24 protein-coding genes are annotated in these 21,642 nt (G+C 65.2%); all 24 read right to left on the reverse strand.

Translation table 11 applies throughout. The annotated features are described in order from the left end of the window. Positions 1-111: 111 nt before the first annotated feature. Positions 112-606 (reverse strand): JAB domain-containing protein, encoded by a 495-nt coding sequence (locus BT108_RS11420; protein ID WP_072293666.1) that lies wholly within the window; start codon positions 604-606, stop codon positions 112-114. 186 nt (positions 607-792) lie between these two features. Further along, positions 793-1,557, reverse strand: coding sequence for a DsbA family protein (locus tag BT108_RS11425; RefSeq protein WP_072294692.1), 765 nt, complete (start codon positions 1,555-1,557; stop codon positions 793-795). Between the two features lie 15 nt (positions 1,558-1,572). Next, entirely contained in the window at positions 1,573-4,482 is a 2,910-nt protein-coding gene (locus BT108_RS11430) for a conjugative transfer ATPase (RefSeq protein ID WP_072294694.1), read from the reverse strand. Next, positions 4,482-4,931 carry a TIGR03751 family conjugal transfer lipoprotein gene (locus BT108_RS11435; protein WP_072294696.1) on the reverse strand — a complete coding sequence of 150 codons (450 nt, stop codon included), beginning with the start codon at positions 4,929-4,931 and terminating at the stop codon, positions 4,482-4,484. Before BT108_RS11435 ends, BT108_RS11430 begins: the two co-directional genes overlap by 1 nt. Further along, the gene (locus BT108_RS11440; protein WP_072294698.1) at positions 4,912-6,321 is read right to left on the reverse strand and encodes a TIGR03752 family integrating conjugative element protein; all 1,410 of its coding nucleotides are present in this window, start codon (positions 6,319-6,321) and stop codon (positions 4,912-4,914) included. Before BT108_RS11440 ends, BT108_RS11435 begins: the two co-directional genes overlap by 20 nt. Then, the gene (locus BT108_RS11445) at positions 6,311-7,240 is read right to left on the reverse strand and encodes a TIGR03749 family integrating conjugative element protein (protein ID WP_072294700.1); all 930 of its coding nucleotides are present in this window, start codon (positions 7,238-7,240) and stop codon (positions 6,311-6,313) included. The genes BT108_RS11440 and BT108_RS11445 overlap by 11 nt, the downstream gene beginning before the upstream one ends. Continuing rightward, positions 7,237-7,929, reverse strand: a complete 693-nt coding sequence (locus BT108_RS11450; protein WP_072294703.1) for a PFL_4703 family integrating conjugative element protein — start codon at positions 7,927-7,929, stop codon at positions 7,237-7,239. The genes BT108_RS11445 and BT108_RS11450 overlap by 4 nt, the downstream gene beginning before the upstream one ends. Next, the gene (locus BT108_RS11455; protein WP_072294705.1) at positions 7,926-8,336 is read right to left on the reverse strand and encodes a TIGR03750 family conjugal transfer protein; all 411 of its coding nucleotides are present in this window, start codon (positions 8,334-8,336) and stop codon (positions 7,926-7,928) included. The genes BT108_RS11450 and BT108_RS11455 overlap by 4 nt, the downstream gene beginning before the upstream one ends. Before the next feature lie 13 nt (positions 8,337-8,349). Further along, positions 8,350-8,709 (reverse strand): TIGR03745 family integrating conjugative element membrane protein, encoded by a 360-nt coding sequence (locus BT108_RS11460; RefSeq protein ID WP_058137609.1) that lies wholly within the window; start codon positions 8,707-8,709, stop codon positions 8,350-8,352. Between the two features lie 16 nt (positions 8,710-8,725). After that, entirely contained in the window at positions 8,726-8,959 is a 234-nt protein-coding gene (locus BT108_RS11465) for a TIGR03758 family integrating conjugative element protein (RefSeq protein WP_058137610.1), read from the reverse strand. Beyond that, positions 8,956-9,339, reverse strand: a complete 384-nt coding sequence (locus BT108_RS11470; RefSeq protein ID WP_072294707.1) for an integrative conjugative element protein, RAQPRD family — start codon at positions 9,337-9,339, stop codon at positions 8,956-8,958. Before BT108_RS11470 ends, BT108_RS11465 begins: the two co-directional genes overlap by 4 nt. A gap of 98 nt (positions 9,340-9,437) precedes the next feature. Then, positions 9,438-10,187 carry a TIGR03747 family integrating conjugative element membrane protein gene (locus BT108_RS11475; protein ID WP_072294709.1) on the reverse strand — a complete coding sequence of 250 codons (750 nt, stop codon included), beginning with the start codon at positions 10,185-10,187 and terminating at the stop codon, positions 9,438-9,440. Continuing rightward, on the reverse strand, positions 10,184-12,367 hold the full coding sequence (gene traD / locus BT108_RS11480) for a type IV conjugative transfer system coupling protein TraD (protein WP_072294711.1): 2,184 nt from the start codon (positions 12,365-12,367) through the stop codon (positions 10,184-10,186). Before traD ends, BT108_RS11475 begins: the two co-directional genes overlap by 4 nt. 4 nt (positions 12,368-12,371) lie before the next feature. Beyond that, positions 12,372-12,920: an integrating conjugative element protein gene (locus tag BT108_RS11485; RefSeq protein ID WP_072294714.1), complete on the reverse strand. Its 549-nt coding sequence runs from the start codon at positions 12,918-12,920 to the stop codon at positions 12,372-12,374. Next, positions 12,917-13,522, reverse strand: coding sequence for a transglycosylase SLT domain-containing protein (locus BT108_RS11490; protein WP_072294715.1), 606 nt, complete (start codon positions 13,520-13,522; stop codon positions 12,917-12,919). The genes BT108_RS11485 and BT108_RS11490 overlap by 4 nt, the downstream gene beginning before the upstream one ends. Beyond that, complete coding sequence (locus BT108_RS11495; RefSeq protein WP_072294717.1) at positions 13,504-14,241, reverse strand: TIGR03759 family integrating conjugative element protein; 738 nt, start codon at positions 14,239-14,241, stop codon at positions 13,504-13,506. The genes BT108_RS11490 and BT108_RS11495 overlap by 19 nt, the downstream gene beginning before the upstream one ends. A gap of 14 nt (positions 14,242-14,255) precedes the next feature. Beyond that, on the reverse strand, positions 14,256-14,897 hold the full coding sequence (locus tag BT108_RS11500; RefSeq protein ID WP_072294719.1) for a hypothetical protein: 642 nt from the start codon (positions 14,895-14,897) through the stop codon (positions 14,256-14,258). Beyond that, the gene (locus BT108_RS11505; protein ID WP_072294749.1) at positions 14,894-15,472 is read right to left on the reverse strand and encodes a PFGI-1 class ICE element type IV pilus protein PilL2; all 579 of its coding nucleotides are present in this window, start codon (positions 15,470-15,472) and stop codon (positions 14,894-14,896) included. Before BT108_RS11505 ends, BT108_RS11500 begins: the two co-directional genes overlap by 4 nt. A 233-nt stretch (positions 15,473-15,705) precedes the next feature. Further along, entirely contained in the window at positions 15,706-17,985 is a 2,280-nt protein-coding gene (locus BT108_RS11510; RefSeq protein ID WP_072294720.1) for a helicase-related protein, read from the reverse strand. Positions 17,986-18,122: 137 nt separating this feature from the next. Continuing rightward, positions 18,123-18,434: a hypothetical protein gene (locus BT108_RS11515; RefSeq protein ID WP_072294722.1), complete on the reverse strand. Its 312-nt coding sequence runs from the start codon at positions 18,432-18,434 to the stop codon at positions 18,123-18,125. An 87-nt stretch (positions 18,435-18,521) separates the two neighbouring features. Next, entirely contained in the window at positions 18,522-19,667 is a 1,146-nt protein-coding gene (locus BT108_RS11520) for a DUF6094 domain-containing protein (RefSeq protein WP_255369712.1), read from the reverse strand. A 40-nt stretch (positions 19,668-19,707) separates the two neighbouring features. Beyond that, positions 19,708-20,358 (reverse strand): hypothetical protein, encoded by a 651-nt coding sequence (locus BT108_RS11525; RefSeq protein WP_072294724.1) that lies wholly within the window; start codon positions 20,356-20,358, stop codon positions 19,708-19,710. A gap of 82 nt (positions 20,359-20,440) precedes the next feature. Continuing rightward, a complete protein-coding gene (locus BT108_RS11530) occupies positions 20,441-20,842 on the reverse strand; it encodes a hypothetical protein (RefSeq protein WP_072294726.1) in 402 nt (133 codons plus the stop codon). 94 nt (positions 20,843-20,936) lie between these two features. Further along, entirely contained in the window at positions 20,937-21,635 is a 699-nt protein-coding gene (locus BT108_RS11535) for a DUF3275 family protein (protein WP_072294728.1), read from the reverse strand. Between the last annotated feature and the right edge of the window lie 7 nt (positions 21,636-21,642).

Here is a 21,642-nt window from a genome sequence, read left to right on the forward strand (position 1 = left end):
GCCCCAACAAACAATGCGCATCGCGGGCACCCCACATACCTGTTCGGTGCTGCCGCATGGAAAAAAGCAGAGGCCGAAGCCCCCGCTGTGATCAGTGAACCACGTGCTTTCCTACAAAAGACCCGACTCGGCGAACGAGTACGGCGTGCCCTGACCAATCACGAAATGGTCGAGCACCCGCACGTCGATAAGCGCCAAGGCGGTTTTCAACTGCTCGGTCAGCACGCGATCCGCATTGGATGGCTCGGTGGAGCCCGAGGGGTGCTGATGGGCGAAGATGACCGCAGCGGCGTTCAGTTGCAAAGCGCGCTGCAACACGACGCGCGGATAAACCGAGGTCGCATTGATCGTTCCATGGAACATCGGCTCCACGGCCAGCACGTCGTGCATACTGTTCATGAATACAACGACGAAGATCTCGTTGGACTCGGCGACCAGCTTCAAGCGAAGGTAGTCCCTGACCGCAGCGGGCCGTTCAAGACGTGGCCCGGCTTTGAAAACCCGTCGCTCCAGCAGCACGATGGCTTGCTGAACGATCCAGTCTTCGTGCTGAGCGGCAATATCGGAAAGTGACTCCAGACAGGAGTCATTGATGACGACAGACATGGCGAACCTCCAGGCAGGGAAATCGGAGGGCGCACATGTCCCTGGAGGGCAGGCCCTCCAGGGAATGGAACAACGGAACAAGGTGCATCCATCACCGCTGCTGCGGTGATCGTTCGCGGCCAGGATGCGAGGCGAACGGGTCGCGGTCAGCGCAGCGTGCTGCGTCGTAGCCTCAATGACCGCAGGCTACCTGGGCATGTCGCCGACAACGTCGGCAGGCATTTCGGTGGTCGGTGGAGCGGCGGCATCCTCAGCCACCAGCATATCCATGGCCGACAGCAGTGCATCGCCTTCGATCGGCCCCGGCAGCACGATTGTCTGACCGGTTTGGCGATCCTGCAGACGAATCGAAGGCGTCGCGGTCACGCCGCCCTTGGTGGCTTCCTTGGCCTGAGCGCGAATCACCCTATCCGGTCGCTCGCTGGCCAAACACTGCTCGACGGCTGGGTTGAGGCCGGGATAGCGCAGACCCTCGGGCAAGCCCAGGCCGTCGCTACGTGTGTGCGCATAGATCCATTCAATGGCCTGCCAGAACGCAGCATGCCCGCCACTTTCGGCGGCGCACTCGGCCAGGCGCGCTTCGACGGAGGCGGCTGGTTCGTGCGCAGCCAGCGGCAGGTGCTGCCATTGCAGCGCTACGTCCGCGTTGGCACACACCCAGCGCTTGAGCTGCGGGAAGTACGCTCGGCAGAACGGACATTCGAGGTCGGCATAGAGCGTCAGCGTGAACCGGCCCTTGGGGTTGCCCATCTGCCAGGGAGGCCCGGCCATCTGCGCCGTGCTGATCGGCACGGGAGCTTGCGATTCTGATTCGCTGGGTGCGGGTGCCACGAGCCAGATCAACAGCAGCGTGATCAATCCAGCGGTCAAGAACCAGGGCCAGCGCTTGCGCGAGCGCCGACGGCGGAACGCCTGTACCGGCATAGGAATGGAAGGACGTTTTGGCTTCACGGCAGGCTCCGGCGGCTATTGCGGCAGACCCACGGCTGGCGACTTGATGCCGCGCGCCTGGTCGATTCTCTCGGCCACTTTGAAGGCCGCATCGAGTTCGCTGATGCCGTGTTGCTGCATGAGCTGGTAACGCTCGGCTTTTTCCTCGGGTTCGGTCTGCGCGAGCGCGAGATAGAGGCTCGGTGGCACGGCCCGAAACAGCACTTCAAGGCTCTTGGAGAGGATGACGCCCTCGGTGAACTTCCCTGCTTCCTTGCGCGCGGAAAGCATCAGCGCCTTCTGCGCAGGCGAGAGTTCGCGGAACCGCGCGATCTTCTCCACCTCATCGGGCGGCATCGACAGGCAGATCCACCACTCGATCATGTTGAGCATGGGCTCTGCAGCGCGCGGCAAGTCGTCGATGTTTTGTGTGGCGAGCCAGAACCAGGCCCCCAGCTTGCGCCACATCTTGGTGATCTTCACCACGTAGGGTGCGAGCAGCGGGTTCTTAGTGATGATGTGTCCTTCGTCGGTGACGTTGATGATCGGGCGGCCCAGGTACTGATCGCGCTCGGCAATGTTGTTCACCGTGCTGATCAGGCTGATGTAGGCAATAGAGAGCTGCGCGTTGTAACCTTCGCGGGCATAGGTCGCCAGATCCACCAGGGTGATGTCGGCTTCGGGCCACGGCGAACCGTCGCGGTCGAACATTTCGCCGTCTGTGCCTTGGCAGAACATGTCCATGGCGTCGGCCATCTCCAGCAATCGCACACGCCGCATTTCCGGCAGCGTCGGGTCCTGGCTGCGCGTGCGCAGCGCGTTGCGCACATCGCGCGTGAGAACGGTTCGCTTCTCGCCATCCTTGCTGTGGCAGTGCTCGGCGGCATCGAGGATGCACTGACGGATCAGTGAGCGGTCGGCTCGCGTCATCCGGGCTTCTTCTTTATCTTCGCCGCCGGTGATCATCAGCCTCGCGGTGATCTCCAATTCGCCCAGTACGTCGCGCTGCTCATCTGCCTCCATGGCCACAGCATCGGGTCGCAGGTCTTCGTCCAGGGCATCGGCGTCAAGCGTCTGCACGTCGCTGGGCGTCTCGATCAGCCGGCGCGCATCCGCGAACGGCGCGAGCGTCACCCCCGAGCCGGGGGCCAGTTTGACCCGGTTCACGGTCAGACCCAGGCGCCGGGCAAAGTCGCTGAACAAGCCGAAGCTGTTGCCGGCCTCGACAATGAACAGGCGGGGACGGTAGATCGCCGTGACCTGATTCAAGAGGTTATTGAGGGTCGCCGACTTGCCTGAACCTGTCGGGCCGAACAGAAACAGGTGGGCATTCATCTGTCGATCCAGGCGGTTGAGCGGATCAAAGGTGATCGGCCCGCCGCCGCGGTTGAACATCGTGATGCCGGGGTGCCCCGTACCTTGGGCGCGGCCCCACACGGGCGAGAGGTTCGCCGCGTGCTGGGCGAACATCAGTTGGGTGTACCACTTGCGCCGATCCTGGCCGGGGTTGTAGCAGCACGGCAGCCAGCGTAAGTAGCTGTTCAGCGGTGCCACCTCGTCGTCTTCGCGCACCGGCTGCAAACCGGCGTTGAGCATGACGTTCGCCAGGTCGAGGCCACGCCGATCCAGTTCCGCCTCGTCGCGCCCGCGCAGGTAGAACGCCAGCGTGCCACGATAGAGCTTGTGCGCGCTGCCGATCAAGGAGCGGGCTTCATGCACGTCCTTGAGCGTCTGCTCCGACGCCAGCGTCTCGCCCACAGCCTTCTTCGCCAGATGATTGAGATCCGCTTCGAGAACATCCTGCGGCGTCGCGACCAGCGTCAGGCAAAGGGTGGTGTCCTCGGGCATCTGGTCGAACAGCGTGTTGATCGCATCGCCCTTGCGCGTCTCGCCGGTCAGGTGTCCCGTGCCTGGCGGCATGCGCAGGCGGTCGGTGATCAGCACGCGGTGCGGCATGCCGTCGAAATGCCAGGTGCCGTGCGCCACGTCGGAACGCGGCTGGCCGAAGAACAGCCGTTGGCTGAAATCCCGTCCGCTCGCCAGCTCGATCTCGCCGTCCTCGCCTTCCTCCGCACTGTCGGGGTAGCGCGCCAATGTATAGAAGCGCTCCCGGTCTTCGGCCCCAGGCCCGAGCAACGTGGGGCGCGGGTTGAACCAGCGCAGCAACCAGTCATGAACATCTGCCGCGACCATGCGCCGGGCCTGAATGCCGGCGTTCGCCAGTCCGCCGCACAGGCGGTCGCAGACGATATTGAGCATCTGCTCGGGCGTCTGCCCGCGGCGGCTGTTTTGCCCTTGCCCGGTCACGCGGCGGTATACCACCATGCGCACGCGCCGGGTCTGGCCGCGCCAGCGCAGCCGTGTGACCACCGTGTCCTCGAACAGGCCGCCCGGCTTGGCCACCGCGCGCAGATGGTGCCCGAAGAAGCGCAGGTAGAACTCGCTGAACGCTGTATCACGGGCGCGCGGCTGCACATAGTCGCGCAGGGTCTGCATGTACTGATCAAAGCTGGACTCGTCCTGGGCGTAGAGCTGCAACACCCAGGGGGTTTCGTCCAGTTCATCGAAACTGTCCTGTAGCGCGTTCTCCAAGGCATCGCGGGCCTGCGCGAGCCAGCCGGGTTCCCGGCCTTCGGTGCCCAGCGGCACCAGCTCGTAAAAGGCCGCCACCGATTGCCCGTCCTCCAGCAACATGGCCTTCGACTGCGGCAGGAACTCCACCCAAGGCAGCAGTTCCACGAACGACGGCGCGACCTCGTACAGTGCCTGCTCGTCTGCCATGGTCGCCGGCCTGTGACCTTGCACCGCCGTGCCGGGTTCGGGGATGCCGGCCTGGTGCAGTGCCTCGACGTGGCGCTGCCAGCCATCCGGCTGCTCGTCATCGCCAGCGCCGGACGCGTCCAGCTTCGGTGCGGCCAGCTTCGGCCAGGGGAGTTTCCAACGCATCAGTAGTCCTCCACGCGCTCGCCTGGCATGGCGTACTGCACGCGCTGGTACAGCGGGAACACGGTCGTATAGCCCGGAATCGGCACCGGGTCGGTGCCCGCCAAATGGGGATACACGTACATCACGAGGTCGGGGTTGGGCAGGCGCTGGAACTGGCGATAGACCTCATTGCGCGCGGTGCGCGTGTAGCGCATCTGCTCGGCAGGTACGGCTTGCACGTCGGCCTCGGTCAGCGGACGGCGAAGGCTCTGGCGCGCATCAAGCAACTGTCTGCGCGCCACCTGGCCGGCGCCACCGCCGCCATCACCGGCGTTCTGTTTCCAGATGTCCATCATCGTGCTGTCGCCGTGGGTCAGCAGCTTTTCCTTGCTGGTGGCGCAGCCGCCGAGCAGCGCGACGGCCAAGGCCAGCGCCAGGCCTTGAGCCCAGCTATTCAAGTTCGAGAGCATGGCTTTCTCCTGCGCGGTGATCGACCTTCCGGCCTTCTGGGTCGAAGTCGATGGCAAGCGGCTTTTCTAGGTGGACGGCGACCTTGGCACCGGGCTGCACATAAACGGCAGCGAAGGCCTGGCCGTAGAGCTTGTTGACCCAGCTCGACATGTCCTGAACGCCACTGGCGAGAATCCGGCCCACGGCTTCCTGGCCGCTGATGCCCACGCTACCGATGGAGCCGTCGGCGCCGACATAGGACGCCCTGCCGCTGTCGGATTCGATCAGTGAGGCCACGCCGGCGCCAGCCGCCGTGATCAGCGCCTGGGTGCCGAGGTACTGTTGCGCATTGCTGCGCCGCTCGCCGCTGACACAGGGAATGCCGTGCGGGTCGCTGATCCAGCCCAGACCGTCGCGTTGTTGGTTGTTTTGCTGGTTGCCCTCGCGATCCTCGGGAATGGTGCGGATGGTCCCGTCATGGAACACGAAGGTGATGCTGCGCACCTGGCCGCGCACACACGAAAGCGTCCAGTCGCCCGATGCGGTGCCGGAGAACACGGCTCCGGCCACATCGGGAATGTCGATGCCGTTCGCGGTCAAATTGTCCGGCCCGACCAAGACCTTGAAGGGGTACGGATCGTTCACCGTACCGTCGATCGGCACGCGGCCAATCAGCGCCGTCATTGTCACCGACCCCATCAGCGTTGAGTTGGTCGGCACGGTGTAGACGGGCGTCGCGGTCTTGACGCCAGCGGCGCGTGCGCCCGCGTTCGCCACGGTGTGCGCTGTGGTTTCCAGCGTGCTCTGTGCGGAACCGAAGCTGGTGGGGAAGCTTATGCCGCCATTCGACCTGCCGCGCCTGTCGCTTTGTTTCGCGTCATCAGGCTCCACCCAGCGCATACCGCCTTCCATGCCAGCCTCGTCGCCGTCACGCAGTCCCAGCCCCACCGGCAAATCGGCATGGCCACCGCCACGTCCGCCGATGCTGTCCAGGCGCTGCTGCAGGTCGGCGAGCAGCCCCTCGGTCCGCTGGCGCGTGCTGGCCGCCTGCTGCTGGTCACGGCGCAGGTCGGAGCGCTCGGATTCGAGGGCCGAACTGATGCGCTGGTCGATGGCGCTCTCGCGCTGGCGCAGTCGCTGATTCTCCTCGCGCTGCGACCTGTTGTCGGACAGCGCGGTCTGAAGCTCGGTGCGCAACTGCTTCACCTGGGCAACCAGCGTCGCCACGGTGTCGCGCGGGGTATCGCCCTCGATGCCCAGCGCCTTCATTTCCTCCGGCGTGAGCCTGCCGCCGCCATCTGCTGTGGGCGGCGCCGACGCACCGCCTCCAGAGAACAGCCGGATGGCGACAAACAGCACCAGCAGGGCCACGGGGATCAGTAGCCACTTCAGGAGTCCGTTACTGCGCATGGCGGGCCTCCCTGTCGTCGCTGGCGGCTGCTTTGGGCTGCGGGAGATGCACCGCAGGGTCGAAGCGATGGATCGCCGGCAGCAGCGACTGCGCGAGGCCGTGCCCGCGCGTCACCAGGTACAGGACGGTCGTGTCCTCAGATGTTCCGCGTGGGCCGAGCGCCTCATGCTGGAAGGTGGCGGTGAGGAAATCACCGTGCAGCATGCGCGGATCGAGGTTGATCCAGTCGTTGCTGCTGTTGGTCAAGCGCACGGCAGTGACCCACTGGTCTTCCAGTCGCCACGAGGCGACCGCGACCGCGCGTGCCGGCAAGGTCGGCATCAGCGTGCCGAGGTCGAGGTCGCGGCGCAGGTTGACCCGAATAACGCCTGGCAAGGGTTCCACGGTGCGCAGCGGCGCGTAGAGGTTCTGTGCCGCAAAGCGTGTCAACACGACGGGGATTGGCGTCTCGCGCCGCGTCGTCCGGGTGTCCGCCTGATTCTGGACGCGCGTCTGGGGTGTATCGGGTCCGTCAGGCTGACTGCCATAGCGCGCCGGGTTGCTGTCGCCTTCGACGATGCGCACCGGCTCCAGCTCAGTTTCGCTGTCCTTGGGCAGTTCCGCCGCAATGTCGAGCAGGATCAGCGCGCCCGTGTCGGCGTCCTGCAATTGCAGCCGTGTTGGCTCAATTGGCTCGCTGGCACGCAGGTACACCGCGCCGCCCGCGCTCTGCACGCGCAGCCGCTCACCGACGCCCGCAGGCACGCCCACGCGCACGTTTCGGTCGATGAACACGATGCGCTCCTGGCCGACCTTCAACGGCACCGCCAGCGGCATGCGCTCCCAACGTAGGATTTCCACCGCCTGGACGGCGGGGGACGCGACCACTGTGGCAGCCACGGCCAGCAGCCCCAGCAGCGCGAGTACAGGATGCTTCATGGGGAATTACCTCCTTGAGGCGCTTGCGGCGTCATTCCACCAGGCACTGGGCGCGTCGGCTCCAGTGCGCTGATGCGCTGGGGCGTGCCTTCGTAGCAGTCGAGCACCAGGCCGAATGGGTTGCGTGCTGGATCGACGTCCACCCGCGCGACCTTTACGGGGTAGCGCACCAAGGCGCGTTTGACCTGCTCGGCGCCGTAGTACTCGTCGGCGCTGATGTCCAATGTCACCACCCAGTCGCGGTCGGAAATCACACGCACGCGCGCCGTGGGGTTGTCGCCATAACTGCGGCCGGGGATTTCGTAGATGCCACGCACACGCTGGCGCAGCTCGCCGGTGCTGCGGCGATAGTCGTAGTCCGCCTTGAGGAAGGCCTGGCAGGACGGGGTGAGGTACGGCGAGAGCGTGTGGAGGTTGCGTGCGTAGTCCTCTTCGCCATTCGTCGGCCAGCGGTTGAGGGTCTGGAACACGTAGAACGTGAACGCATAGACCGATTCAGGCGGTACTTCCCACCACTTGCGGGTACTGCCGGAGCGCAGGTCAGGCGGGACGTGGATGGTCAGGTCGCGCGGTGCGCTCCACCAACCTCCGCCCATGACCAGGGCGACGACGACCAGCGCACCCGCGCCGAGGCGCAGCGTCCTGATGTGCGCCTGCAGGTGGGTGATCTCGTTCTTGAAACGGCTCATCGTGCGCCCCTGTGCATGCCCCTGCGGGTAGTCCAGAAGCCAGAGCGCGAGATCAGCACATGGCCGCCCACCCAACCGGCCATCAGCGGATGGCGCGTGGCAATCCGCCATTGCAACTGCCGGTACAGCCAAGTGTCGGGACGCCCACGCTTGAGGCGGCGCAGAATGCCGCCGCCGATGAACACGCCCAGCGCCACGCCCAAGACAACGAAGGTCGGCGCGATGGCAATCGTGCGGAACACCCAGGACAACGGAGCGCCGACCACCAGGCCGGCGGCGCCTGACAGGCCGCAGCAAATCCACAACTCGTCGGCGGTGAGGCCGCGCACGACCACCGGGTGCCTGTTGAGCCGGTGTGGAAGGAACGTGACTGTCCCATCGGCACGGACATGCTGTTGCTCGGACATGGCCCGTCCTCGCTTACAGGATGCCGGTTGCTTCGGTGAGCAGCCAGATGCCGATCACGAGCAGCACGGCACCGATGGCGACCGTGAGGCCGAACTGGCCCCACGTCTTGCGGCCAGTGTGGATTTCCGCGTAGGTGCCGTAGGCGTGATAGCACACGCCGATAAACATTGACGCCACCACCAGCAGGGCCACGAGCATGATGATGTCGTAGCCGTAGTTCCTGATCGTGTCCATGATGCCGCTGCCGGCGCCACGAGTCGGGTTTTCCAACTGCGGCAGGCCTTGCGCGAACGTCAGCGCGGGCAGCGCGGCGGCACCCAGGGCGACGGCGGCGCGTTGGACAAAGCGAGTAGTGAGGATGCGGTTTTGCATGGTCAAACCCTTCAGGTCAGGAGAGGAGGAAGAATGTCAGCACGAGGTACATTGCGACGAAGCGGATGCAGACGCCGAGGAACTGACGCTGGTTGAGGCGGTTCTCGGCCCACCCCACGTAGGCCGTTCGGATGGCCCAGACGCCCCAGACGAGCAGAACCGCGAACACGACGCCGACCAGGACGGTCGCCATCGCGGATGGTGCGATGCCGCTGTTGACTTGAAATGCCGAGACCTGGGCGCCGTTCATGGTCTGCCCTGCGCAGTCGTCGGCAGCGATGGCGGGGCGGCCCGCTCAGTGCGGTAATCGCCAGCCAGTTCGGAGAGGTCGCGCGGCTGGGCGCGCGACGGTGTGAGATGGGTCAGGATGCCAGCGCGCACACGCTCAAGGTCAGCCAGTAGTCGCGGGTAATCGAAGTGGTAGCGCTCGCCCGGTGTGATGGGGGTATGCGTCGCGCTATCTGCGACGGTGCGCTCCAGCGCGTCGAGCTGGCGCAGCGCGGCAACCAGCTCCTGACGCTGCATCGGGGATTCGGCCAACGCCATCGAAGACTGCCCCATCAGTAGGGCCGTCACGAGAAAAGTGGGCACGCCGCGATGCGCGGCGCGCAGCCAGATCGGAGCCAACATCGCGCCATTCCTGTGTGATCAGCAATGGTTTGATCGTGGCGATCAGAGGCGTTTCAGACCGCAAACAATAAGAACCTGCGGATGACCGGATTGATCGCCTAGAGATACTTCTTGAAGCTCCCTGCAGTCAGGCTCACGGCCAGTCCCAGCAAGGCCGCGCTCGGCAGCAGGATCAGCAGCGGATGTACCGAGATCGGCAAGGCCAGGTACGTGACCCAGGGCAGCAGGGCCAGCGGCATCAGACTGGCTTTTGCTCGGTGGTAGATAAAACCGGATTCGCGGCCCGCCCCGAACCGGCGTACATCGCGGCGTACCAAACCGTCGATCAAACCGACAAATGCCGCCGTGAAAATCAGCGGCAGCGTGAGCGCCAGGACCAACAAGCGCACCAAAAAAGTGAGTGTGGTGAAGGCGGCGGCGATCAGGTAGCTCTCGGTCCAGACATAGACCTGGCTGATGAAGTAACGGAAGTTCCGCGCCTGTCCTTGGCTGGGCGCACGGGCGCGCTCTGCGGTCTGGCTCATGCGCTCCAGCAGCCCTGATCGCACGAATACCCATTCATAACCGGTATCCACCAGCGCATGCGCCGTGCGCCCCGGCTCCTGCACGACCACGCTGCGCGTGAAGTGCTCGGACAGGTGCCCCAACTCGTACTGCAACATCTGCTGGGAGTGCTGCCAGCCCTGGTCTTTCCAGAACAGGTGCATGCCGATGCACTCCATCAGGATCGAGAACAGCAGCGAGCCAACCAGTACCCCAAGCAGCCGGAACGGCAAGGTGATGGTGCCGCCGATCAGGCCCTGGCGGCGGTTCTGCTCGCGCTGCGCAGTGGCGGCGGCATCGCTCATGGCGCGGCCTCTTCGTTGGTCGTGTCGCCCGTGTCGGTGATGGGTGTGGCGTTGGCCGCCTCATCGAGCAAGTCGTCCGGCAAGGCCGCGTCCTGCAAGACCGGGGAGCTGGTGAACTCCCACCACTGTGTGGCCTCGCTGTAGCTCTGACGCATGCGCCCAGCCAGTTGCTGCAAGTCCTCCGGCATCACTTCATCCGGGTCGGGCGCCGGCAACGGCATGCGCACCTTCCAAAGCTGGCCACCCTGCAGCAGCGCGAAGCACTGGCCTTTGGGCAGGCCGACGACGTGCGATGGCTCGATCATCGGCACGCTGGACATGCTGATGCGGTCTTGGGTGTTCGACGTAAAGTCTGTCGCGCCCCGAATGTCGGAGCTGTCGGTCGCGCCGCTGACGATGGTGGTCGTATAGACCTCGACCCTCGGCAATTGCCGGGTCAGTAATTCAGCGGTAGCCGTCTCGCGCACGCGCAGCATGAACAGGTTGTTGAAGTTGCCGATCACCTGACCGGCCTTTGCCCGATTGCCGATGCGGGCTTCGATGTCCGAGAGGGTCTGCGTGTACGCGGTGACTTGCAGGCCAGCGCCGCCGCCCTTGTTGATCAGCGGCACGAACTCGTCGCCCATCAATTCGTTGAACTCGTCGGCGTGGACGTTGATCGGCACGCGCGAGCCGGCCGATGCGCCCGGCAGGCCGTCGTCGATCCCGTGCTTGTAGATGTGGCCTGCGACCGAAACCAGGTCGGAGAACATGGAATTGCCGACCGCTGCGGCGACCTCGGCGTCGGACAGCGCATCCAGGCCGACATAGACCACGGCGCGCTTTCGGATTACCTGCATCCAATCGAAGATCGGACGCGGGTCGGCCAGGTCGGAGTAGTTTGGGGCCAGAAGCTGGGCGATCTTGCCGCTGGTGAGCTTCTCCAGCAGCGGCAGCAGCGATGCGACGATCTTGTCGAAGTAGGTCTTGTCGTAGCGCACTGCCGAGCGCAGGCCATCGAGCACCGGGTCGTAGTTGCGCGCCTGCGAGAGGTACTGCTCCAGCGCCACCACGCGCTTCTCGCGCCCGATCATGTTGCGCGGAATGTTCTTCTCGTTGAGCTTGGCCTCGATCTGGACGATCACCTCCCAGGCCTTGGGCTCGGTCTTGGCGAAGTAGTGCTGGGCGTACTCGATGAACAGCGCGTCGATGTTGATGACGTGGCGCTGGATCAGCATGTAGTCCGGGCGCTGGCCCAGTTCCACCAGGGCGCGGGCGATGATGTTGACGAAGCGCCACGCAAACTCGCGAAATGCCGCGCTGTTGCCTTCCCCGGAGAGCTGCCCTGCAACACGGGTGGCCACCTCACTGATGCGCCCAAAGCGGCCCACAGCGTTGTAGCGCGCGGAAATGTCGGGCCAGCCCAAGTGGAAGACATAGAACTCACCCGCACGGCCCGCGCGTTTGGCCTCGACGTACACCCGCTTCAAAAGGTCGGCATCGCCCTTGGGGTCTATGACGATGACGACCTCGTGCTCGCCGTCGGCGTTCTTGCGTCGAATGTCCTGGGTCACGAACAACTCGGCCAACCGCGTCTTGCCCACGCGCGTGGTGCCCAGCACCAGCGAATGCCCGACGCGCTCACCCAGCGGCAGGCTGACGTCCACCTCATCGGGTTCGATGCCGTGCAGGCGCGGCAGGCCGCCCACAGGCGGCAGCGGGCGCACCGGGTTGAAAGGCACATCCCAGCCCGTGAGCGCGGGCAGCCGGGACAGCGGGAACGGCGCGAACTCCAGCCGTTCCTCCAGCCTGCGCGCCAGCCGGTAGGCCGGCGTCAGCTCGACGTAGCGGCGAAATTCCGGTCGGTACGTCTGCATCAGCCGATGGGTGTGTTTCTGCTCCCACAGAAACCCGCGCCCCACGAACAGACGCTGCTGGCTGACCGGTACGTCCTTGCTGGTCATCACGTAGCGCGGCAAGCGGCGAATGTTGCGCCGGTAGCGCAGGATGACGCGGGCATCGCGGTAGCGGATGGCACCGTAGGCGCAGAACGCCAGCGCACTGCCGACGCCCATGGCCGGACTCAGCGCGAGCGACCACGGGGCCACCAGGGACAGAAACGCGGCGCCTGCACACGCCGCGACGGTATAGAACTCCACCGCTGGGCGCAGCAAAACCTCGACCGGCTGTTTCCCCGACATGGCTTCATTGCTCGATGCCGGTGGCTGTGATCAGCGCCGGGTAATGTCGCAGAGCCAGGCGCTCGGCCAGGTCGTCACCGGCCACAGGCGCGAGGGCTACGCCCGGCACCAGGGCGCGCAGCCGTGCCAGGCCCTGCACGGTCTCGACGTTAACCACCAGGCCCACCGCGCCGCGCTGGCGCAGCGAGGCCGCCTGACGACGAAGCCAGGCGCGGGACGCCTCGTCGTCGCCGATGACCACAAAGGGCCGCAGGCCCGGTGCCTCTATCACCCGCCGCGCGACGGTGCCAGGCGTGAGCTTGGCACTGCGCACCGGCAACATCGCGGCCTCGTCCATGGGCGTGGCGGGCACCGGGAGCATTGGGATGGGCGGTCGGGCCGGCGCATCGGCGCGCGGCTGAAGGTTCAGAGCCTCGTAGTACGGCAGCGCCGACGCGCCGCCACGGTCTTCGACCACGATCAGCGGCTCGCCGGCACGCGAGGACAGCGGCAGAGCCGCCAGCAGCACGAGCAGACCCTTCAGCGTGAAGTTGCTCAGAGGGAGGTTCGTCATGGGGATGCCTCCTGGCGCGCAGCGAGGGCCGCGGTGGTTGGGTGCGTGCCCTGCACACGGGCAAGGTGGCGCGACACGCTCCGCCGGTAACGGGCGGCAGGTTCTCCGCCCGCAGGACGGTGGTAGCGACCGATTGCCAGCAACCAGTCCTCGCCAGTGGTGTGCTGCTCTTTCAGGATTTCAGCGGCGATGGAAAGATTGCGGTACGGGTCGAGCAGGTCGCACGCGCTGGCGTAGCGCTGTTGGTGGTAGCCGAGGTTGATCTGCCCCAGGCCCGCGTCGATGCGCGTGTGCGGCGTGGCGCGCATCGCCTGCTGCAAACCGGCGCAGGCGTCGGCGCGTGTTGCGTAACGACGCGACTGGCCAGCGACGTTGAGCGACCACGGCCACGGGACGATGCGTCCATTGCGTCGGATGCCGCTCTCTTGCAAGGCTACGGCGTAGAGCACCGTCGAGGGGATGCCTGCGCGCTGTGCGGCAAGCTGGTAAGCCGGTGGCGGAAGCTCCTGGGCATGGGCGGCGCAGGCGCACAGGCCCGCCGCGATCACCAGTGCGCGCAAGCACTGCGAAACGGAGGTGGCCACTATGGCTGGCGCTGCCATTGACCGTTCACCTCGCGCACGACCGCAGGAAGGTCTCCGGGCAAGCTCAGCGACAGCCACCGCCCGCCATCATGGTTGAGCGTGATGCCACCGCTGCGCACGCGCGCCGGATCGACGTTCGCCCGCTTGGCCCAGTCGCGGATACGTGTGTCGTCCTGGCGGCTGCCGACCATGTACAGGTCGAACTCGGTACCAGAGGATTGCAGGCGCTGCACGAGCTGCCCGCAGGCCGCGCAGCCGTCCTTGATGAACACTGCCGTGCGGCCTGAACCGCGCAAGGGATTGGCGCTTGTGCCGGTGTCGGGCTTGTCGTCAGGCAGGTTCACCCGCTGCATGCCGGGATTCAGGCGCTGCCAGGCCTCGTCGTAGGCATGCTGGTAGGCGAGCAGCTTCTCGACACGGCGTGCCTCGATCTGTACCTGCAGCTCTGCGTAGCGGAGCCGTTCCTCGTCGGTGCGCGCCTCGATGCCCAGGGCGGACAGCGGGTCCAGGTTGGGTGAGTAGATACCCAGCGGCCCATCCATCAGTTCGCGATAGCGCGCCCACTCCTGCGGTTGCAAGCCCCAGTCGCTTGCCACCCGGTCGTCCAAGGCGCGAGTGACCAGCGGACGCTCCTGGCTCTGGTCATTGCCGGCGGGGGCCGTGGTCGGTTGCTGCGCCCAAGCGGACAACTGGGCAGACACCAGCAGAAGCGCGGAAAGGATAATGGCAGGCTTCATGTCATGTCCTCAGCTCAAGGGATCGCCACGCGACGGGTCTGGTCGCCGGCCTGAAACACGGCGGAGTTGCCCTCGACCGCCTGAAAGCGCCATGGGCCGAGCGAATCGCCGGGCAGCAGTACCTCAAGCTGATCGGGCGTGAAGTCCCCGCTGCTCGGCGCGACGGACAGGCTGCGCTGGCCGGCGCGAAGTTCGGCGCCGACGATGCGGAACGGCAGCGGCAGCGGTTCCGGCTTGGCGGTGGGCCTGCGCGGTGTGCGCGGCTGAGCGGGTGCTGCGGTGTGCGCAACGGTCTGGCGCGTCTTGATTTGCTCGACCTCCGTGCGCAGCGCCTGAAGGTCGTCAGTAGCGGCATAGCCGCTCAGCGTTGTCTCGACCTGCGCAGCGCGTGCTTCCAGGAGTTCGCGGGTGTCTTTAAGGTCTGCCGCCGTTGCGACGGTTGGACGCTGCTGGATGGCCTCAATGGCCTCGGCCAGACCCACCGCCTGCGCTTCGAGACCTTGCAGGCGGGAATTAAGCCGCTCCTGGTCGGCCTGCTCGTTCACCGCCTGGTAGCCGAGAGCGACGAAAACGCTGAGGCCGATCAGCCAGAGCCACATCAGGCTCTGCAACATCATGGCGGTGATCGGGTGACGGGGAGACTGCGCGGCATTCATGGCTGGCCTCCCGAAACCGAAGGCATCAGCGGAAACGTCTGCACCGCCTCGGCAGCAGACGGTTCGTGTGCGTGCTCGGCGGTCGCACTGCCTCCAGCCTGCTCAAAGCAAATCTGCCGTGCCCGGTCATTCGCGTGCAGTTCCCAGGCCGGGCCAGCCAGGGTAAGCAGCGCATCGCGCAAGGTCATGGGGCCAAGATGCAGGTGCGCCGCCGGCAGCGGCAGCGCATACAACTCAGTCACGGCGTGGGCCGTCTCGCAAAGCTGGTAGCCACTGCGTTTGAGCACATGCCGCAGGCCATCGCCCACCGTGGCACGGGCATCCTCCGGCATGGACACATCGATGGTCTGCAACAGCAAGTCACGCTGCGCTGCCGAGGGTGCCAGCTCGACCAGCGTGTAGCGGCCATAGCGCACGACGGGAATGAACTCGGGTGCCTCGGGTTGGGGAACGGAGGCGATTTCCTCTATGGCGTCTGGTGCCAGTGGCGCGGTCGTGGTGGCGCAGCCGCTGGCCAGGGCAGCGGCCAGGAGACCAGCGCCGACCAGACGCCGGGATACATGGATGGCGGGCATGGCATCGGCTCTTCTGTTGCGATGCCGATACATTGGCGGCGCGATGCCGTGCGGTCAGCCAGGAATGCGAACTGGGTGGTGCCCGGTTTGCTGCCTTGGGCAAGCGCTCGGCCTTCACGGGAACACTTTGGAATGAGAGAAAAACGCAGCCCCGCCCACGAAGAACGCGGACGGGGCTGCAAGGTGGGAAGAACAGAAAGCCGGCGGCGCTAGGCCGGCTTGTGGCGTGGAAATCAGGCGGTGACCAATTGCCGGGCCAGCGCCACTTCGACGGAATCACCGTCCTGGTTCAGGACATCCAGCCCCGATTCGGGCACATCGCCCGAGGTGGACTGCGAGACCATGATCTTCTTGGCCATCAGTTCCAGGCAGGTCATCTGCGAGGAACCGGCATAGCCGAGGTAGATCACGCGCACGGGTTGCTTCTGCCCGATGCGCCAGGAGCGGCGTGCTGCCTGTTGGAGCGAGTACACGTTGTAGCCACTTTGCATGAACACAATCGTCGGGAACTCCAGCAGGTCCAGCCCCGTCTTGACCAGCTCGGGATTGGTGACGAGCACGTCGATGCCCCGGTCCAGTTGCTCGGCGATCCAGTCCTCGCGGCGGCTGGCATCCACGCTTGCGCGCAGTACCGCCACCTTGAATCCTTCCTGCTCCAGCAGCCCCTTCAGGCGTGACGTGGTGTCGCGCGTTCCGGTATAGACCGTGTAGGCCAGAACCTTGCGCCCCTGTTCCTTCTCCGCTTTGCAGATGTCGATCAGCTCGCGCTCCTTGGGGCTGATCTCGAACTCATTGAACTGAGCCGGGACAAACGCCAAGGTGTTGCGCGTGCGCGGATGCACCACGGTCTCCGACCGGAAGCAGCAATCCGGCCAGGCCAATAGCACGTTGAGCACCACCCCCAGCAAGGTCGTATCGCGTCGCGCCAGAGCCTGTTTCAGTTCTGCGGTCAGCCGACCCGCCAGATCGCGGTAGGCCGCAGCTTGCGCCACGTCCATCTGGACTTCACGAAACTCCTCGTCATACGGCGGCAGGACGTTGCCACCGATGTCCTTGAGCTTGAGGAAAATCGTAAACGGCAGGATGCAGCGCAAGACGCCTTTCGGGCCGAAGCCGGGAGCCTTGACCGTGCGCACCGATACCTTGGTGCCCTTGGCTGTCTTGTGCGCCGTGCCGGCGCTCTCGGAGTAGATGTCCTTGAGGACGCCGTGATCGCGCATGAATGCCATCGCAGCCGAGGTCATGCTGCCGCTCGTGGTCGGGCGGTAGCCGTCTTCGATCATCCGTCCGGGCAGTGCCCGGAACAGCAGGTAGAACAGATCATCGCCGTAGCCGCCCATCAGCGTGCCGGTCAGCAGCAAGGTCTTGCGAGCCTTCGCCGCCAGCACGCCCATGGCCTGGCCCTGGGCACTGCCACCGTTCTTGTACTCGTGCGCCTCGTCGGCGATGAGCAGGTCGAACGTGCCTTGCGGTAGGTAGCGTTTGATGAACTCGGACGGTTGGTAGCCGCCTTCGCCAAAGCCAAACTCCATGTTGGCCATCGCACGTTCCATGCGCGTGGCCTGACGGTCGGAAAACACCAGCTCGCCGTTGCCATCCATGAGGTTGATGAACTCATGGATGTTGTCGCCGAGCATCGACGCCAGGAACCCGTCACCGAACTTTTGCATCAGCTTCTGCGCGGTGACCTCTCCGATGGTCGGTATGCGCTTTAAGGCTTTGAGCACGGCCGAGGACTGGTCGCTGCCGGACAGACTGCGCGGGCGGATCAGTGTCCACAGGGGCGCGGCGCAGTGGCCGCACTTCCTGCGGCACTCCTCGGCTTGGAGCGCGATCGGGTTGACCGGCTCGCCGTCGAGGTCGGTGATGACCGTGCCGCAGTCCGGGCAGGCCGCCACGTCGCCGTGGCGGGTGCGCCGCGTGGTGAAGACAGGCTTCCAGTGAAAGCCCATCCGCATCCTGACGCGCCCCAGGACGAAGAACTCCTGGCCCGTGGGCTGCACGCCCAACTGCTCGCGCAGCTTGATGAGCTTGACGAGCGTATCCGGCCCGTTGAGTACCCACACCTTGGCACCGGCCACCGTCTCCTGGATCTCGCGCCGCCACTTGTAAACCAGGTGGGGCGGCGACAGCACCAGAGTGCGGCGATAGCCTTCGGCGTTGAGCACGGCGGCCGTGGCAATGCCGACGGTCGTCTTGCCGCAGCCCATCTCGCCATTGACGATCGCAGCACGTTCGCCACGGTCGATCAGCAGCTCGGCGGCGGCGTGGACGACTTCGGCCTGGGCTGGGAACAGCTTGCGCTTGAGGCTGGCGACCACCAGTTGCCGGTGCGCCTGCGGTTGGCCGGTATAGACCGGCGGATTAGCGCTGTTGAGGGCGTCGAGTAGTTCGTCGCCGAACTCGCCGACAAAATCCTGAAGGCTCAGGGTCAGAGGGGATGATTTCGCTTCGAGCAGCTCGCCCGGTACGGGCGCTGCATTGCTGGCGGTGGTGTCGAGATCAACGGGCATGGTGATGCTCCATAAAAAGAATGGGGCATGCACCACCCCAGCGGGGCGCTGACATGCCCCGTGGTGGGAAGAGAGACGGCAAACCGTCGGTGGTTGGACAGTACAGGCGTTCCTTGGCCTGCGGTGACAACTCGCGGTCAGTACTCGTTGGGCAGCAACAGCGTGGTGACGCTGCGATCCCATTCGGTGATGATCCAAATCTTCAGGCCGGGTGTGACCTCGTAAGAAGAAAACAGACGATCCTCGCCGGACTTCAGCGCGGCATCGTTCTGCCGCCTGTCGCTGTCGTCGAGGTCGCCCCAATCGCCGCCGAGGTGGCGACGCAGGTAGGGAGTCGGGTTGAGCCGGCCCTGTTGGACCAGGTCATCGACGCCGCAGGTCATGACCACCTGGCCTGGCGAGAAGCGCAGGCTCGGTGTCTGGCTGATGGAAAGTGCTTGGGCTGCCATGGAAGGCTCCTGGATATGGAGGGCCACGGGCGACTGGACCCCGGTGGGTGGAAAAATCGACGGCGAACCGTCGGCGGTGAAAAACAATCAGCGAATGGTCAACACCTCGCCCCGTGTCGGGGAGTCAGGCGTCATGTCCCAGGCGCGGATCACGGGGACGAACTTGTCGGTGAGGATGCGGGTTTCGGCGATCGAGCCGTCTTCGCGCTCGGTGAATTCCCGCTGGAGCGTCTTGTCCTTGTGGGTGTCACCTTTGACGACGAGCACGCGCCCCGTCTTGGATTGCACGACTCCCGAGATCGCGCCTGCGGCCAGAGCCAGGGCGAGATGCCAGTGGGACAAGGCCCGCGCCGGTGGACGCAGCGTCTGCTGTGCGGCCCCCAACTGCGTATCCCGCGACGGCCAGAGGCCTTGCAGTCTGCCAACCTCATCGGCGAACTGCTCCGGCTCCATCGTCACGCGGAAGAAATGCCCCGGCTCCGCCGGGCTGGCGGGGACGATGTACGGCAGGAACGGCCATTCGCTCGGCAGCTCCTCGGCTTCGACTTCGCCAAGCCCAATCTGCAGCAAAAGACTGCGCACGGCCTTGACGGCATCGGGTGTCTGCTCACGCTGACGTACCCGTCGCCCGAAGATCACCACCTGCTTGAACTGCGTTTCCACCGCTCGATAGATCCGCAGGTCGGTGTAGTGGCGTGTCAGCCAGCCGACCAGCTCGGCATCGAGCACGTAGCCGGGGACGATGAAGACCAGCACGCCGCCGTACTGCAACAGGGGCAGCGTGCGCTGGTAGAACAGCTTTTCGAGGCGGGCTCGGCCCTGACCTTGATAGCCAATGTTGCCGTTGACGTCCTTGGACAGGTCGCCATACGGCGGATTGAGCCAGAGCAGACCAAAGGACTGTTTGGAGATCATCGTGTCCATCAGGTCCGCGTGCAGACAGTGATCGACCAGACCACGGGCATGGCGCGCCCGCTCTGCGTCGAACTCGACGGCGAACGCCTTGGCCTGCTCGCGCCCCAGGGCATGAGCCGCTTCGGCGATTGCCACGCCTTCGCCGGCGCAGGGATCGAGGATGCACATCGGCCCATTGGATTCAGGCGCACTGGGCATCAGTGCATTGAGGGCTCTTTCGAGCGTGGGTTCGTCGGTCGGGAAGTACCCGTTTTTCACGAAATTGCGGGCGAGCCGCGGGAACATGAGAGCCATGGAAGTCTCCTGGTTGGCGGGGATGATTGGCGAAGGCACGCCTTGGCGTGCCTTCGCAGGTGGGTCAAGCCGCTACCGTTTCCGGTGTCCAAATCTTGGCCGGATAGGGATAGGCAGTGAGCACGTCACTGCGGATCAGCGAGCCGAGCGCCTGGGTCAGCGCCGGCACGTCGATGGCGAGCCGATGGCCCACCAAAGGCCCGAGGGCGAATGGCAGACGGGTCAGCATCTCGCGGCTTTGCAGCAGTTCCAGCACGGTTTCGCGCCAGTGGTCGAGCAACGGCAGTGGGCAGGTGTCCTGCACCAACGTCCACAGGCGGTCAAGCCGGTGGTCGCTATCGCGGGGCAGCAATGCCAGTGCGCTGGCGTTGGCCTTGTCGGGCTTGATGCAGCGTCGGTCGAACAGCCACACGTTGGACAGCGAACCGAACAGCGTTCGCCGGTAGGCGCGGGTCATGCGCTTTTCCAGGCGATCGACGTTGCCGACGAACACCGGGACGCTACCGCCCTGGTCAGTGATGACGTGGAACTGCTCCAGACCTTGCTCGTCGCGCCCGAGGGTCAGGCGAGCCAGGAACTGCTGGACGGCGGTGTCCCGCGCCCAGATCGACAGGAAGATCAGATTGCCCTGGTCATCGCCGACGCAAGCGTCGGCCATCACGTCCGGGCATTCGTCGATGCGATACAGCGTGGTGGAAGAAGGGTTTGCGGGCATGGTGGTGTCCTCGGATAAGCGGGAACAGCAGCGCCGCTGGGGCAAGTGCTGCCCCTTGGGGTGGTAGGGCAAACGCCCTGGTTCAGGCCATCAGCGTCGTAGCCGGGGCTGCTTTGGGTATGCGCCGCTGCGCGTGGTAGGCGCGAACGCCTGCACGCCAGTCGGCGGATTGCTCCGGTGCGAGATCCAGATAGGACAGCGGGCACGAGTAGTAGTACGGGTGCATGGATTCGTCCAGCGGCTTGTAGCCCCACTGGCCGCCGCTGCGTTGCAGCAGATCGCAGCGGATATAGCGCAGGGACTGACCTGGCGCGAGATCACGATGTACGCCGTCGGCCTTGGCCGTTACTTGCGTAACGGACCAGAGGACGTTGCCACGCAGTGCGTGGGCGATGACCTTCACGCTGGTGCGCTCGGTCTCTTGCGGTGTGATCAGTTCCGCGATCAGTTCAGACCGCGATTGAGGGGAGAAATACCAGCCCATGAGAGGCCTCCGGGAAAAATGAAGCCGGAGGCTTCCCCCAAGGGGAAGGCCCCCGGCGGGTGGGTGAGGAACACCGCAGATGCAGCGTTCCGTACTACGCGGGTTGCAGTTCGGCCTGGCGGCTCCACTCTTGCGTCTTGAAGTCCAGCGCATAACCCAGTTCGCTCAAGCGAGCGATCTGCGCGCGCAGGGTGCGGCGGTCGATGGTCGAATCCAGTTTCACGGACTCATCCAGCGGCCACAGCAGGCCGAACAGCGCGGCATCGCCCTCTTCGGTACTGCCGGAGGCAGTCGCCGTAACGGGCGTCGGCGCATCCACACCAAAGGGGGTGGTATCGACCAGCGGGTCTGCGGATGCCTGCACAGGTGCGGGCTTGGCGGGCCTGGACGTTTTGGCTGGTTTTGCCGGCATTGCTGGCGTTACCGCAGGCTGTGCGCCCAGCTCTTCATCAAGTGGATCGAGGTCCTGAGTGGCGAAGCTGCGTGCCTCGTCACGGCTCAGTTTGTCGATGTCGTAGAGCGTCATTCCGTCCAGACTGGCGCGGATTTCGAAACGCATGCCACCACCGACCGGGTAGGACTTCGGGAAGATGTATCTGATGATGAATTCCCCGTCGTACTTGCCTTCGGGGTATTGCTCCAGCTCCGGGTCCTTGACCTCGAACGTACCGAGGTGCGTGGCGAGGCGACCGACGGTGAAGGGGCCGTTCTTGCCGCGAATGGTGCGCAGCGTGAGTTGGCCGGGGACGACAATGGGCGAAGCCGATTTATCGGATGCCGATGTGGCTGCCATGATGGTT

The sequence above is a fragment of the Nitrosovibrio sp. Nv17 genome (assembly GCF_900119085.1).
Classification (GTDB): Bacteria; Pseudomonadota; Gammaproteobacteria; order Burkholderiales; family Nitrosomonadaceae; genus Nitrosospira.